The following is a 15,429-nucleotide window of genomic DNA, read 5'->3' as shown; positions in this document are numbered from 1 at the left end:
AAGTTACATGATAACATTATATTATGAAATTTAAGAAAATTTAATATATTTCATATTGATATTTGATACATATATAGTGACAATTGAGTCAATGAAATGTATAGTACATAACAAATCTATTTTATATTAGCTATAATCGTTTATAATTAAGGGGGAAGAGTTAATGAAAAAGAAGATGATATTATCTCTTATGGTAGTTTTTGTTCTTTCTATTTTTTTCGGATATCTAACAATAACTTTTTCTCAGGGGAATATAAAACTTAAAGCCATAAAAAATGGAGATAAAGGGATTTTAAAGATATTAGCTCCTAAAAACGTAACGAAAATCACATGCGAAATTTATTCAAAAACTGGCAATATAAAGGCGTCTATTTACAGAGATTATTATGGAATCGTTAGTTTTAAAGGATTTCAATATAATGAATTCATTATATCAACTGATAATGTAAAATTTAATTTTAATGATAAGTTAAGGGTTTTGGCAAATGGAGTTAATAATGGGTTCATAGATATATCAACAATACCTTATACTAAAAAGATTAATACTAGTGATGAAAAGTATGAGGATATAAAAGTAGTGAAGGTTATGACATACAATATTCATCATGGCAAGGATAGATATGGGAGATATACATTAGATAATATTATTGAATTTATTAAAAAGGAAGATCCTGATATATTAGGACTTCAGGAAGTTGATAAAAATATGCTTAGGTCAGGATTTAAAGATCAGGCTAAAAAGATTGCAAATAGTTTATCTATGTATTACGCCTTTGGTAGTAATGAAAAGTTTCTATATGGGAAGTATGGTAATGCAGTATTAAGTAAATATCCAATAATAAAATGGGATAATATAAAAATGGACGGAAAAGAGAACCGAGGATTACTTATAGCGGAGATACTACTAGATAAGACTAAGTTAAATTTTTTAGTTACTCATTTAGGAACAAATAGTTGGGAGAGGGATAGTCAGTTTAAAGTATTGAATTCCTATTTGAAACTATATGAAAATAATACTATTTTAATAGGAGATTTAAATGAAGTTGATTATAATAACAATATATTAGATTTAGAAAAAAGTATTAACGACGTGGCTAATACGGTTGACAATAGATATAGTCATACCATAACTATGGAGAAGCATAAAAAAAGGATAGATTATATATTTGCAGATAAAAATTATGAAATCTTAGATTATAAAGTAAAAGAGGTAGATTATTCAGATCATTATCCTGTAATATCATATATAAAGATTAGAGAGTAATATGAAGGGGAGAGGGGTTATTTGAGAGGAAAGATAATATCAATATTATTTATAGTATGTATTTTTTTATCTATTTTTAGCAACAACATTGCTGCAGAAACTGAAAAAGATGTATATATTATACCCATTGAAGGGGAGATAAATACATCCACTTATCAATTTATAAAAAAAGAGGTTAATAAAATTGACAAATATCAAGCTAAAGCTATAATATTTGACATAGATACCTATGGTGGAGAAATAGAAGAAGCAGAAAAAATAAAAAATCTCATTATGGACTTGGAAGTACCTACAATATCCTTTGTAAATAATAAAGCCGAGTCGGCAGGAGTATTATTAACAATATCAAGTGAAAAAGTAGTTATGTCCCATGAAGCTACCATTGGGTCAGCTGAAACAATACCAAATACAGAAAAGATATTATCCTTTTGGGTAAGTTTATTAAAAAATACAGCTAAAAATAGGGGAAGAGACCCTAGAATCATCGCGGCAATGGCAGATAAGGATGTTGAAATAAAAGGCATTGTCAAAAAAGGAAAGTTATTAAATTTAGGAGCTAGGGATGCTAAAAAATATGGCATAGCAGATTTAATAGCTAATGATTATAAGGATATATTACAAGAATTTGACATACAATATAGAGGCATAAAAACTATTGATATTAGTTTAAAAGTAAAATTAGCTGGAATAATTACTAGTCCTTACATAAGTACATTATTAATATATTTAGGACTAATAGGCTTAATTATTGAATTAATAGCCCCTGGATTTGGAGCGGGGGGTACTGTTAGCCTTGTATCTTTTGCTTTATTCTTTGGAGGCAATATATTGGCGGGGAATTCAGGCTTAGGAGTATTAATAATATTTTTGGCTGGCTTGGTATTAATCGTTATCGAAGCTTTGATACCAGGATTTGGAATACCAGGGATAGGTGGAATAATATTTATATTAGCCAGCTTGGTTTTGGCAATGGATTCTTTAGCTTTAGCCGGAGGGTCTATTCTAATAGCTTTAATACTTACAGTTATATCTACATATTTACTAATAAAGTATGGACAAAGGAGTCCCTATTTAGATAAAATAGTATTAGGCACTAAACAAACCAAAAACGATGGCTATACAAGTTTGTCAGATAAGGATAAGTATTTAAATCAAAGAGGTGTAGTTGTTTCATATCTTAGACCTTCGGGAACTATAGAAATAGAAGGTAAAAGGGTTGATGCGGTATCCCAGGGGGACTTTATTAAAAAGGGAGAAGTAGTTAAAGTCATAAAGGTAGAAGGACCTAAAGTTATTGTGAAAAAGATTGATTAGACTCAGATGCTTAAAAAGATAGATAAGTGTTAAAATTATAACTATCCTATTTTGCATCTGCTAATATATAAATAAAAATATGAGGGGGTATTATTTATGAGTGGTCTTGTACCAGTTATTATTATTGCAGTCGTAGTTATTTTATTCCTTACAATATTATTAAGCTTTATACCTATAGGATTATGGATAACTGCATATTTTTCAGGAGTTAAAGTGGGTTTCTTTACACTAATAGGAATGAGATTAAGAAGGGTAGTACCAAGAAAGATTGTAACACCAATGATTAAAGCAACTAAAGCGGGTCTAGAGTTAGGGATAGATAAACTAGAGGCCCATTACTTAGCAGGAGGAAATGTAAACACTGTTGTAGATGCATTAATAGCAGCACAAAGAGCAAATATAGATATAGAGTTTGAAAGGGCTGCTGCTATAGATTTAGCAGGAAGAAACGTACTAGAAGCAGTACAAGTAAGTGTAAATCCTAAGGTGATAGAAACTCCTAAGGTTGCAGCAGTTGCAAAGGATGGAATTGAGGTTATGGTAAAAGCTAGGGTGACTGTAAGAGCAAATATTGAGAGATTAGTTGGTGGTGCTGGTGAAGAAACAATTATTGCCAGAGTAGGAGAAGGGATAGTAACTACAGTAGGTAGCGCCAGTTCCCATAAAGGTGTTTTAGAAAATCCAGATTTAATATCTAAAACAGTATTAGATAAGGGATTAGACTCAGGAACTGCCTTTGAAATCTTATCGATTGATGTGGCAGATATAGATGTTGGAAGGAATATAGGAGCCCAACTTCAAACTGATCAAGCAGAGGCTGATAAAAGAGTGTCTCAAGCCAAAGCAGAGGAAAGAAGAGCTATGGCTGTTGCTAAGGAACAAGAAATGAAGGCCGAGGTTCAGTCTATGAGAGCCAAAGTTGTGGAAGCAGAGGCAGAAGTACCATTAGCCTTAGCTAAAGCATTAAAAGATGGTAATATTGGAGCTATGGATTATTATAATATGAAAAATATCTTAGCTGATACTGATATGAGGGATTCAATATCTAAAGTTAATAAACAGCCAGATGATAAAAATATGAATAAATAGCATCTAAGGATGTGTTAATATGAAAATTAGTGTCATTCCAATTATAGTCATTTTGTCTGTAGTTTTTATAATTATAAAAAATATTTTTGGCAAAAAGGATAAATTTACCTATGATAAACAATGGGAAAAGGAAGAAAACACATTTGTAAATAAACAAAACAACCTAGAATTAGAAGAGAAAGTCCAAATTAATGAAGCTGAAGACAAAGAGTATAAAGACCAGGACTTAGCTTATGAAAATGAGGAAATCGATGAAAATATGGTAAATTATCAAGGGGCTATAGATGATGAAGAAAAGGAGATTCAAGAGTATTTAGATAAAAGTCGTAAAGAATATTATGAAGAAGAACCAAATGAAGAGATAGTAGATATAATTAAAATTGGTGAAATAAATAATAACAGAGTTAATTATAAATTTGATAAGGATGACTTAATAAAAGGAATAGTGATGTCAGAAATTTTATCTAAACCTAAATCTTTAAGAAAATAGCATGGGAATTAATTCCCATGCTATTTTTATGTAATAGATAAATAAGTAAAAGCATAAAGTTTATATATAAAGGAGGGCTTTATGTGAGAAAAGGAATGGATGAAATAAAATCTAGTCTTTCGGAAATTTTCGATCTTCCCAAAGATATTGTTCTTGATTTACCAAGAATAACTATGTTGGGAAACCTACAAATATATATAGAGAATCATAAAGGAATTATAGAATATAATAAGCAACGAATACGTATAAACACTAATAATGGAGTTCTCAGAATAACAGGAAAAGATATGTTTATAAGGACTATTGTGACCGAGGAAGTAATAATTGTAGGGGAAATAGAAAATATTGAATTTACGGTTTAGGTGGTGAGGTAGTTGTTAATTATAAGAATATGGAATTATTTAAGGGGATATGTTATTATAAATGTGGAAGGACTCACTTTAGAAAAATTTATAAATCTATCTATATCAAAGGGAATATATTTATGGGATATAGTAAGGATTAATTATACTACAATAGAAGCTAAGGTGGGAATAAAAGAGTTTAAAAAGCTTAGAAGTGTAATGAAGAAAGTTAATTGTAAAGTCAACATAAAAGGAAAAAAGGGATATCCCTTTTTTTTACACAAATTAAAACTTAGAAAAATGTTGGCCTTTGGGGCATTGATAGCCATAGGTCTTATATTTTTTTTGACATCCTTTATTTGGTCTGTGGAAATTGAAGGTAATAAAAATGTTAGTAAAAATAAGATAATTGAATATTTAGAAAGTATAAATATAAAGTCAGGAATATCAAAACATAATATTGATACCAGTGAAGTTAAAAAGAAGTTGCTTACCGATATGGATAAATTTATATTTGCCAAAGTAGATATTAAGGGAACTAAGCTTATAATAGAAGTAAAGGAAAAGTCTAAACAACCAACAGCCTTTAGTGAAGGTGAGCCTTGTAATATTATATCAGATAGAAAGGCCGTTATAGAAAAGGTCATAGCAAGAAAAGGAAAAGCTGTAGTAGAAAAGGGTGATATTGTAAGGGAAGGTGAAATTTTAATAACCGGTGTTATTGAAAATGAGAAATTAGAAAACCCCCTTTTTGTACACGCAGAGGGAGATATTTTTGCCAAGACATGGTATAATGAAATAGTAAAAGAGCCCATAGTTAAAACTATAAAGGAAGAAACTGGAGAAAAATATGTAACTAAAGAAATAAAATTCGGTGATAAAAGATTGCAACTATCAGATGGAGAAATCCCCTTTGATAATTATATTGAAGAGATTGATAGTAAAAAGGTAGTAAGTTGGAAGGATTTTAGTTTACCAGTAGAGATTATCAAACATATCTATAAAGAGGTAAATGTGAAAAAAATCACCCAAAATGTAAATGCCTTAAAGAAAAGAGCCACTGTAAAAGGGGTTAATACAATTATGAATAGGCTAAATAAAAATAGTAAAGTCATCGGGAAAGATGTTACATTTTCTATAGAAAATAATATTTTAATAACTAATGTAAAGGTGGAAGTTATAGAAAAAATCGGGAAAAAGGCTAAAATACAATAAAGTAGGGAGGAATAAAATTGAATAGAGAAACTAAAGAGAGAAAGATAAAAATAGAAGGTAAAGATTATACAAGTGAACTGTTTGGGAACTATGATGAAAATATGAAAATTATTGAAAATAATTTCAATGTAAATATTGTATCTAGAGAAAGTGAAATAAGAATAATAGGAGAAGAGCCTGCAATTGATATTGTAGAGAAACTTATATATAAACTTATAGATATGATTGATAATCAAGGAAGTCTTACGAAGCAACAGGTAAGGTATGCTATAGAGCTGTTACATGAAGGTCAGCAGGATAAGATTAAACATTTATTAAATGATGTTATATGTGTAACAGCCTCAGGTAAAACAATAAAACCTAAAACACTGGGACAAAAATCCTATATAGATGCAATGAAAGAAAATGATGTGGTATTTGGTATTGGTCCTGCCGGAACTGGTAAAACATATTTAGCCATGGCAATGGCAGTTGCTGCTTTTAAAAATAAACAAGTGGACAGAATCATATTAACAAGACCGGCAGTGGAAGCTGGAGAGAGTTTAGGCTTTCTACCGGGAGATTTACAAGATAAAGTAGATCCATATCTTAGACCCCTATATGATGCTTTATTTGATATATTAGGTGCTGAAACCTATGGCAAATATATGGAAAGGGGATTAATCGAAATAGCTCCCCTTGCTTATATGAGAGGGCGAACATTAAACTCTGCATTTGTTATATTAGATGAAGCCCAAAATACAACAGCAGAACAGATGAAGATGTTTTTAACTAGATTAGGATTTGGTTCAAAGGCAATAATAACAGGAGATATAACTCAAATAGATTTACCCAGGGGTAAAGGGTCAGGTCTTAAAAAGGTAACAAAGATACTTAAAAATGTTAAAGGCATTGACTTTTCTTACTTGGGGAAAAAGGATGTTGTTAGACATAGATTAGTTCAAAAAATAATAGAAGCATATGAGGACTATGAAAAGAAAAATGAAGATAAGAAAAATGGAAAGAAGAAAAAATAAAGATACATGGAGGGAGATCCATGAGTTCTTCAAAGAAAAAAAAGGTGGACAAGGTGAAAAATAACTTTATAATAAGCTTTTTTAAGAAAACTATTGTTAAGCAAATAATATTAGCAGTTTTATTTACAAGTATATTGTTTTTTATTTTAATTAATGATATAACTCCTGAGAAAATATTAGTAGAACTTGGAGAGTTGGCACCTAGGGATATAGTTGCAACTAAACAAATAATAGATGATGAAGAAACGGAAAGATTAAAGCAAGAAGCTATGAATAGTATAGAACCCAGGCATAAAGTAGATCTTTCCATACAAGTAAAAATGAAAAATCAAGTTAATAGTTTTTTTAAGTTATTAGAAGGGTTAAATAATAATGAAGATAAGAAGTTAAAGGAGAAGCTTAGAATATTATCCTCTGATTCCAGTATAAAATTATCTGAAAATCAGTATATAGACTTTTTAAAATTAGACAAAGAAACTTTATCAATGCTACAAAGTAACATAAATGATATAATATATCAAATTATGAGTACAGGAATAAAGGCAGAGGAATTGGAATATGAAAAGGAAAAAGTTGAGAAAATTTTTAGTAAATTAGATAGTTTAGACAAAAAAGAAATGGAGTTAGGTAGCACAATAGTTAATACTTTATTAAGACCTAATAGGTTCTTAGATGTTTTAAATACTCAACAATTAAAGCAACAAGCTGCAGAAAGGATTAATCCTATAGTAATAGAGAAGGGACAGACTATAGTAAGGAAAGGTGAAAAAATAGATCAAAGGGCTATAAGGCTTATTAAGAAAACCGGATTGTATAAAGAAAATGAAGGTATTGAATATAAGGTTATAATAGGAACTTTACTAATAGTGATTATGCTAGAATGTTTAATTATAGCTTATTTATACTTCTTTGAAAAGCAAGTCTTAAATGGAAAAAAGTTATTTATACTGGCTATTATTATACTATCGGTTGTGGCCATATCTAAGGGGATTTATGGGATATCGGTTTATCTAGTACCACTATCGGCTGCTACAATGCTTATATCGATAATAATTGACCCTAAACTGGCTATATTAGTTAACTTTATATTGGCTATAATAATAGGCTTTATTACCGGTAATGATATTAATATTATAATTATGATGCTAGTAGGTGGAACTGTTGGAGCATTGGGAGTAATCAAGACCCAACAGAGATATAATATATTTATAACTGGATTGATCGTAAGTTTAACCCATGTGATTACTATAGTTTCCTTCGGACTCATTAGGGACTTTGATTTTCAATATATATTAAGTAAGAGTTTATATGGTATATTAAATGGTATATTTAGTTCGATTTTGGCAGTGGGTTCGTTGCCACTATGGGAGAGTTTATTTGGGATAGTAACTCCCCTTAAATTATTAGAGTTATCAAATCCTAATCACCCATTGTTGAAAAAACTATTATTAGAAACCCCAGGAACCTATCACCATAGTATAGTTGTTGGAAACTTAAGTGAAGCTGCTGCAGATGCAGTTGAAGCTAACTCTTTGGTAGCCAGAATCGGATCCTATTATCATGATATTGGGAAACTTAAGAGACCTTATTTTTTTAAAGAAAATCAGCTAAATAAAGAGAATCCCCATGATAAGATAAATCCAAGTCTAAGTACATTAATAATAACTAATCACGTAAAGGATGGGGTGGAATATGCCAAACAGTATAAACTACCATTGGTTATAAGGGATATTATACAACAGCATCATGGAGAGACCCTTGTAGCATATTTCTATCATAAGGCCTTAAATGGTGAAAATAGTGAACTGGTCCAAGAGGAAAGTTTCAGATATGAAGGACCAAAGCCCCAGACTAAAGAGGCGGCCATAATAATGCTAGCAGATTCAGTTGAAGCAGCTACAAGATCCATGCAGGATCCTACAAAGGGAAAGATCGAAGGGTTGGTCAGGAAAATTATTAAGGGTAAATTAGATGATGGTCAACTAGATGAATGTGGTCTTACATTAAAAGAGCTAAATATAATAGCAAATTCCTTTTTAAATGTTTTATTTGGTATATTCCATGAAAGAATAGAATATCCAACCTTAGACTTAAAAGAATTGAAGGGAGCCAAATAGATGGATGTTATAATAGATAATAGACAGGATAAAATAATAATAGATCAAGATATTATAGATACTATTAATTTAGTAATCAAAGAATGTTTAAAGTTTGAGGATAAGGGCTTTAATTATGAGATAAGTGTATCTATTGTTAACGATGAGGAAATAAAAGAATTAAATAATCAATATAGGGACAAAAATAGTGCCACAGATGTTTTATCATTTCCCATGGAAGATGATAATAGTTTAGATGGCATAATCCCTTTGCTGGGAGATATCGTTATATCAGCTGAAAAGGCATTAGAGCAATCGGAGGAATATAACCATAGTTTTAAGAGAGAAATAGCATACCTGACTGCCCACAGTATGTTTCATTTAATGGGTTATGATCACATTGAAAAAGAAGATAAAAAGGTTATGAGGGAAAAGGAAAAGGAAATAATGAAATTACTTAAAATATTTAAAAGTTGAAAATGAGAGATGATTTTAGTATGAAAATACGAAGAACCCTTAATAGCATAAAATATGCTATTAAGGGAATATCATATGGGATAAAAAATCAAAGAAATATGCAGATACATTTTTTTATGGGGAGTCTTACTTTGTTAATAAGCCCCTTTTTTAATCTTTCTAAATTAGAAATACTAATATTAGTTTTCACCATATGTATTGTAATGATGGCAGAGATGATAAATACTGCCATTGAAAAAACTGTAGACATGATTACAAAGGAGTATCACCCATTAGCAAAAATATCTAAAGACTTGGCAGCAGGAGCGGTATTGATTACAGCCATTAATGCAATTGTAGTAGGGTATTTTTTATTTATAAAAAATATAATATTAAATTATAAAACTATAATAATAAATATGAAGAATTCTCTAGCATATCTAGGTGTCATTATAATAGTATTAGTAAGCATAATAATATTTTTTATAAAAAATAATAATAATGATCTATTATGATTTGATTTATTGGTATTTTTGAGGGTAATATTAAAGATACTTATTATCATACAATCATTTATCGTAAACCAATGGAGGGATCTTAATGTCTCAGATTGAGATATATTTACGAGGTGGAGTAGTATTAGTTTTATTGATACTATCGGCAGTATTTTCCAGTTCTGAAACTGCATTAACTGCAATAACTCCAGCCAAAATAAGAAGACTTAAGGAACATGATGAAAAAAATGCAAAATTATTAAAAAAAATAAAAAAGAAAACAAATACTATTTTAGCAACTATACTTATTGGAAATAACCTTGTGAATATAGCAGCAACAGCAATATTAACAGAGTTAACAGCCGAGGTTTTTAGTGGAAAATGGTCTGTATTAATTGCAACTATGACTATGACTATATTGATATTAATTTTTGGAGAAATAACTCCAAAAACCTTTGCTGCTCAAAACCCAGAGTCTATAGCCGTTAAAGTATCTAGAATGTTAGTTGTATTATCTAAAATATTGAAACCAGTATTAATAATATTAAATAAAATAACTTCGATAATTATAAAAATATTGGGAGGAAGTGTAGATAATAACGGAGCATTTGTTACTGAGGAAGAGATAAAGTCAATGGTAAATGCAGGGGAGGAAGAAGGGGTTGTAAAGCATAAAGAAAGGGAAATGATAGAAGGCATTTTTCAAATAGATGATATATATGTTACAGATGTTATGGTTCCAAGGATAGATATAATATCAATATCAGTGGAGGATAATATAGAAGAAGCTTTAAATATAATAATAAAGTATGGATTTTCAAGAATACCTGTATATAAAGATACTATTGATAATATAGTAGGAATATTATATGCAAAGGATATATTACCCTTTCTAGGTTCTGATAAAAAAAGTATAAATGATAAAAGTATAATTAATTTAATGAGAAATGCCTTTTACATTCCTGAAACTAAGAAAGTAAGTAATCTACTAAGGGAATTGCAACAACAAAAAATACATATGGCTATAGTGTTGGATGAGTATGGAGGTACAGAGGGATTAGTTACAATAGAAGACATTTTAGAGGAAATAGTAGGGGACATATTAGATGAATATGATAATGAGATTAACTTAGTAGAGAAAATAGAAGAAAATATATATTCAGTTAGAGCAGAGGTTTCACTAGAGGAAATCAATGAGTTATTTGGCTCTGATCTACCAGAGGATGATTTTGATTCCTTAGGGGGCTTTATTTTTAGCAGTTTAGGAAGGGTACCTATCCAAGGGGATAGTATCGAATATGGTAATATTGATTTTATAGTTACTAAGATAAGTAATAGAAGGGTTAGACAAATACAAATAGAAATCAAATCCTAAATATTTAAAATAATTCATAGCAATTTATAACTAAAGGGGGAAAAACACTTGGATAAAAAAGGTATAATATTTTTCGTAGGAATTTTAGTTATTGTACTTATATTGGTTGGGTGTGGTAAAGAAGATGTGGCCACCGATGAGAGACAAAATGTTAAGGAAACTGAAAAGAAAGAGAAAAAAGTAGAAGAAGATAAAAATGAAAAAGAGGAAAAAATAGATAATAGTAAGAAAGAGAAAGAAGAAAATAATGATAAAGATGTTAAAATAGGTATACCTTCTCCATTAAGTGGCTTATATGCTAAAGAAGAAAAGGTAAACAGAAGGCCTGTGGCTGTCATGATAGACAATCATCCTAGGGCAAGATGGCAAGCTGGAATAAGTCAAGCAGAGATAGTATATGAATTTCCAGTTGAGGGTACATATACTAGATATATGGCAATATTTTTAATAAATGATCCCAGTCATATAGGACCCATAAGGAGCTCTAGACCTTACTTTGTTTCATCTCTATTAGAGTATGATCCAGTATACGTTAGGGTTGGAGGAAGTGAAGCAGCCAAAAGAGATGTAAGAAATTTAAATGTAGCAGATATAGATGGATTGTCAAGTTCTAAGGCAGTGTTTAAAAGATATTATAAGACCAATAAAAAAGCCCCAAATAATATGTATTCGACTATGGATATAATTAGAAAAACTCAGAAGGAACGGGGGTATAAACTAACAGGCGATTATAAAGGATTCAAATTTTATGATAAAGATACAGATATTGTAGGAAATAGTGCAAAAGATGTGGTGATAAGGTATAATAAAGATAACACTACTGAATATAAATATGATAACAAAGAAAAAATATATAAAAGATATAAAGATGGTAAGCTCCATATAGATGAGTTAGATAATAAAACATTAAAGGTTAAAAATATTTTAATTCAAAAAGCTAAGACAACTGTTATTGATAGTGAGGGTAGGCTAGCTATAGATATAATCGGGTCAGGAAAGGGTAAGTATATAACCAATGGAAGTATAGTGGATATAACTTGGAAGAAGAAAACAAGAAGAAGTAAAACAATCTATTATGATAAAGAAGGAACTGAACTAAAATTAAATCCCGGTATTACTTGGATACAGGTATTACCAAACAATGGACAAATAGAAATAAAAAAATAGAAGGAGAGATATTACATTGAATCATAAGATATTAATAGAGAAAGCTTTAGAAGCTAAGAAAAATGCATATGTTCCCTATTCAGAATTTCATGTAGGGGCTGCATTATTAACTAAAGATGGAGAGATATATACAGGTTGTAACATTGAATCTGCTTCCTACACACCAACTATATGTGCCGAGAGAACAGCAATATCTAAGGCTATTTCAGAGGGGAAGAGGGAGTTTGAAGCAATAGCTGTAGTTGGAGATTCAGAGTTTACATATCCCTGTGGAGTATGTAGACAGGTTATAAGGGAATTTGGAAAAGATATTAAAGTAATAGTTGCAAGCTCGGTAGATGACTATAAAGAGTATACATTAGAAGAACTATTGCCAAACAGTTTTGGACCAGAGGATTTAGAAAATAATAAATAGATGTATAAGACAAAGGATAAGAGGTGTATATATGGATTTTAAATCAGGATTTGTAACAATAATAGGAAGACCTAATGTAGGGAAATCAACACTATTAAATAATATTATAGGGGAAAAAATTGCAATAATATCTGATAAACCCCAAACCACAAGGAATAAAATTCAATGTGTTTATACTGAAGATGATTTTCAGATAGTTTTCTTAGATACTCCTGGACTACATAAACCTAAAAATAAACTGGGAGATTATATGGTTAGGGTGGCTAATAACACATTAAATGACGTAGATGTTGTACTTTGGCTGGTGGATGAAAGTACAAAAATGGGACCGGGAGATAAATATATATTAGAACAACTAAAGGAGATAAAAACACCAAAGATATTAGTAATAAATAAAATTGATAAAATAAGTGGTGAGGATGTAGAGGGGATTATATCAAATTATAAAGATTATGATTTTTTTGATCATATAGTTCCTATTTCAGCTTTAAACAATAAAGGTGTAAATAAACTAATTGACTATATTAAAGGAATGCTACCCGTTGGACCTAAATATTTTCCCGATGATATGATAACAGATCAACCTGAGAGACTTATAATAGGAGAGATAATAAGAGAAAAGGCTCTACACTATCTTGAACAAGAAGTTCCCCATGGAATAGCAGTGGGAATAGATTTAATAAGGCAAAGAGAAGGTCAAGATATTGTAGATATAAATGCAACAATCTATTGTGAAAGGGACTCCCATAAGGGTATAATAATAGGTAAGAAGGGAAGAAAACTAAAGGGAATAGGTAAAAGTTCTAGAATAGATATTGAGAGATTATTAGGAAGTAAAGTATATCTAGAGCTATGGGTTAAAGTAAATAAAAACTGGAGAGATAAGGAAAAAATTCTAAAGAACTTTGGTTATAGATAGATATTTTTTGCACTTTTGTTCTTTTTAACTTAAATAACACAAATTGTATAGTATTAAATTTTCATTTGGTAATAGACTAAATAATACAGAAATCCTATAGGAGGGATTTGATTATGAAGAATAAAATGTGGAAAATTTTCAAGTCTACAGGTAATATTGAAGCCTATATGTACTATACCAATAGTTCTTATAAAGTTAAAGAACAACAAATAAAATCTGGAGAAAGTAACAAAGAAAAAATAATCCAAGGGCTCTGATAATATAGAGGTGAATAAATGCTTTTAAATACAAAGGGGATTGTCTTAAAACAGACTAAATTTAAAGAATCTGATAAAATACTTACAATATTTACAGAAACAGAAGGTAAAATTACTGCTATAGCAAAGGGTGCTAGAAGAAATAAAAGTCCACTGATATCTAGTACGCAGCCCTTTTGCTATAGTGACTTTATATTATATAAGGGAAAAAGCATGTATCATGTTAATAGTGGAGACGTAAAAACATCATTTTATAGTATGAGGGAAGATTTGCATAGATTTGCATATGCTACATATATGGTAGAGTTAATAAACAGTAGTATAAACTACGAAGAAGAGAGTAAAAAAATATTTAGCTTGCTTTTGAAATCATTATTTGTATGTTCATCATTAAATAATGATTTTTTAAAATTTATTTTAGCATTTCAATTAAAACTTGTAAGCTTCATTGGCTATAAGCCTAGTTTAAATCATTGTATAAATTGTAATAGTAAAGAGTTAGAAGGAAATATTAAGTTTAGCATTAGTCAAGGGGGAGTTTTATGTTCTAAATGTAGCTCAAATGATAGATATGCTAAAAAAGTTAATGTAATAACATTAAATGCTATGAATAAGTTGTTATATACTAGGTTAGATGAATTAGATAAGGTTAATGTTCCTAAAAATTTACTACTGATGGTTGAGGCAGTTTTGAATGATTATATGTTAAACCATCTAGAGAAAAAGTACTTTAAGTCTCTAGAGTTTATAAAATCTATTGAAATATAAATGGAGGTGTTTTTGTGGAAATAACATTAGAGAAAATAGACCAAATAAGGGAAAGAACAGGTGTAAGTTATAAGGAAGCTAAAGAAGTATTAGAAAGGCATAATGGGGATGTATTGGAAGCATTAATTGAACTAGAAGCTAGTCATAAAAGCTTTGGACAAAACATCAGTAGCAAAGGGGATGTTGTACTACAAAAGATAAAGGAAATGATAAAGAAAGGGAATGTAACTAAGATATTAGTTAAAAAAGATGGAGATATAATTATGAATATACCTGTAACGGCAGGAGCATTGGGAACTATACTAGCTCCGCCTCTAGCAGCATTTGGACTAACAGCAGCTTTGGTATCTAGGTCTACTATTGAAATAGTAAAAGAAGATGGAGAGATAGTGAATGTAAATGATATGGCAGAAAGAACAATGGATAAAATGAAAAATACAGTTAAAAAAGAAGATAAAGATGATACAAACGAAGATGACAACATGTAGAAAACATATTGACATATTGATTTTCTTTTGCTAAATTATTAGATATAGTAAGTAGATTGGCTTATAGAATAATTCCTAATCCATACATCGGAGGACTCCTAATATATGGATTAGGAGATTTTCAGTCTATGTTGTTGAGGGATTCATAATCTATGTTGTTGGGGGATTCATAATCCCCCAACTTAAAATCTAAAGTAACTTAATACATATGCAATGACGGAGAATAGTAGTAATTTTCTTTTTAGCGAATTGGGGACGGTGG

At 30.0% G+C, this 15,429-nt stretch carries 17 protein-coding genes and 1 other annotated feature (1 of these 18 cut by a window edge); all 17 genes read left to right on the top strand.

What is annotated here, in order from left to right:
• The first annotated feature begins 163 nt into the window (after positions 1 to 163).
• Positions 164 to 1,264, top strand: coding sequence for an endonuclease/exonuclease/phosphatase family protein (locus tag V6137_RS01545; RefSeq protein ID WP_425446113.1), 1,101 nt, complete (start codon positions 164 to 166; stop codon positions 1,262 to 1,264).
• 21 nt (positions 1,265 to 1,285) lie between these two features.
• Complete coding sequence (locus V6137_RS01540; RefSeq protein WP_425446112.1) at positions 1,286 to 2,578, top strand: NfeD family protein; 1,293 nt, start codon at positions 1,286 to 1,288, stop codon at positions 2,576 to 2,578.
• Positions 2,579 to 2,674: 96 nt separating this feature from the next.
• Positions 2,675 to 3,667: a flotillin-like protein FloA gene (floA, locus tag V6137_RS01535; RefSeq protein ID WP_425446111.1), complete on the top strand. Its 993-nt coding sequence runs from the start codon at positions 2,675 to 2,677 to the stop codon at positions 3,665 to 3,667.
• Between the two features lie 19 nt (positions 3,668 to 3,686).
• Complete coding sequence (locus V6137_RS01530) at positions 3,687 to 4,157, top strand: hypothetical protein (RefSeq protein WP_425446110.1); 471 nt, start codon at positions 3,687 to 3,689, stop codon at positions 4,155 to 4,157.
• Between the two features lie 83 nt (positions 4,158 to 4,240).
• Positions 4,241 to 4,519, top strand: coding sequence for a sporulation protein YqfC (gene yqfC, locus V6137_RS01525; RefSeq protein WP_425446109.1), 279 nt, complete (start codon positions 4,241 to 4,243; stop codon positions 4,517 to 4,519).
• A 12-nt stretch (positions 4,520 to 4,531) separates the two neighbouring features.
• Positions 4,532 to 5,716, top strand: a complete 1,185-nt coding sequence (gene yqfD / locus V6137_RS01520; RefSeq protein ID WP_425446108.1) for a sporulation protein YqfD — start codon at positions 4,532 to 4,534, stop codon at positions 5,714 to 5,716.
• A gap of 17 nt (positions 5,717 to 5,733) precedes the next feature.
• Positions 5,734 to 6,732, top strand: a complete 999-nt coding sequence (locus V6137_RS01515; protein ID WP_425446107.1) for a PhoH family protein — start codon at positions 5,734 to 5,736, stop codon at positions 6,730 to 6,732.
• 20 nt (positions 6,733 to 6,752) lie between these two features.
• The gene (locus V6137_RS01510; RefSeq protein ID WP_425446106.1) at positions 6,753 to 8,849 is read left to right on the top strand and encodes an HD family phosphohydrolase; all 2,097 of its coding nucleotides are present in this window, start codon (positions 6,753 to 6,755) and stop codon (positions 8,847 to 8,849) included.
• On the top strand, positions 8,850 to 9,305 hold the full coding sequence (gene ybeY, locus V6137_RS01505; RefSeq protein WP_425446105.1) for an rRNA maturation RNase YbeY: 456 nt from the start codon (positions 8,850 to 8,852) through the stop codon (positions 9,303 to 9,305).
• Positions 9,306 to 9,307: 2 nt separating this feature from the next.
• Entirely contained in the window at positions 9,308 to 9,799 is a 492-nt protein-coding gene (locus tag V6137_RS01500) for a diacylglycerol kinase (protein WP_425446104.1), read from the top strand.
• A gap of 85 nt (positions 9,800 to 9,884) precedes the next feature.
• Entirely contained in the window at positions 9,885 to 11,153 is a 1,269-nt protein-coding gene (locus V6137_RS01495) for a hemolysin family protein (RefSeq protein ID WP_425446103.1), read from the top strand.
• A gap of 48 nt (positions 11,154 to 11,201) precedes the next feature.
• A complete protein-coding gene (locus V6137_RS01490) occupies positions 11,202 to 12,320 on the top strand; it encodes a DUF3048 domain-containing protein (RefSeq protein WP_425446102.1) in 1,119 nt (372 codons plus the stop codon).
• A 16-nt stretch (positions 12,321 to 12,336) separates the two neighbouring features.
• Positions 12,337 to 12,735 carry a cytidine deaminase gene (locus V6137_RS01485; protein ID WP_425446101.1) on the top strand — a complete coding sequence of 133 codons (399 nt, stop codon included), beginning with the start codon at positions 12,337 to 12,339 and terminating at the stop codon, positions 12,733 to 12,735.
• Positions 12,736 to 12,766: 31 nt separating this feature from the next.
• Entirely contained in the window at positions 12,767 to 13,654 is an 888-nt protein-coding gene (gene era, locus V6137_RS01480; protein ID WP_425446100.1) for a GTPase Era, read from the top strand.
• Positions 13,655 to 13,767: 113 nt separating this feature from the next.
• Entirely contained in the window at positions 13,768 to 13,911 is a 144-nt protein-coding gene (locus V6137_RS01475) for a YqzL family protein (protein WP_425446099.1), read from the top strand.
• 18 nt (positions 13,912 to 13,929) lie between these two features.
• Positions 13,930 to 14,679, top strand: coding sequence for a DNA repair protein RecO (gene recO, locus V6137_RS01470; protein ID WP_425446098.1), 750 nt, complete (start codon positions 13,930 to 13,932; stop codon positions 14,677 to 14,679).
• Between the two features lie 14 nt (positions 14,680 to 14,693).
• The gene (locus tag V6137_RS01465; protein ID WP_425446097.1) at positions 14,694 to 15,167 is read left to right on the top strand and encodes a DUF4342 domain-containing protein; all 474 of its coding nucleotides are present in this window, start codon (positions 14,694 to 14,696) and stop codon (positions 15,165 to 15,167) included.
• Between the two features lie 204 nt (positions 15,168 to 15,371).
• Positions 15,372 to 15,429 (top strand) — a binding site (T-box leader); it runs 105 nt beyond the window's last position.

This window comes from Dethiothermospora halolimnae (assembly GCF_037577855.1).
Lineage (GTDB): Bacteria > Bacillota > Clostridia > Tissierellales > VENL01 > Dethiothermospora > Dethiothermospora halolimnae.
Note: the sequence above shows the minus strand (reverse complement) of the source record. Positions and strands in the feature narration are given on the sequence as shown.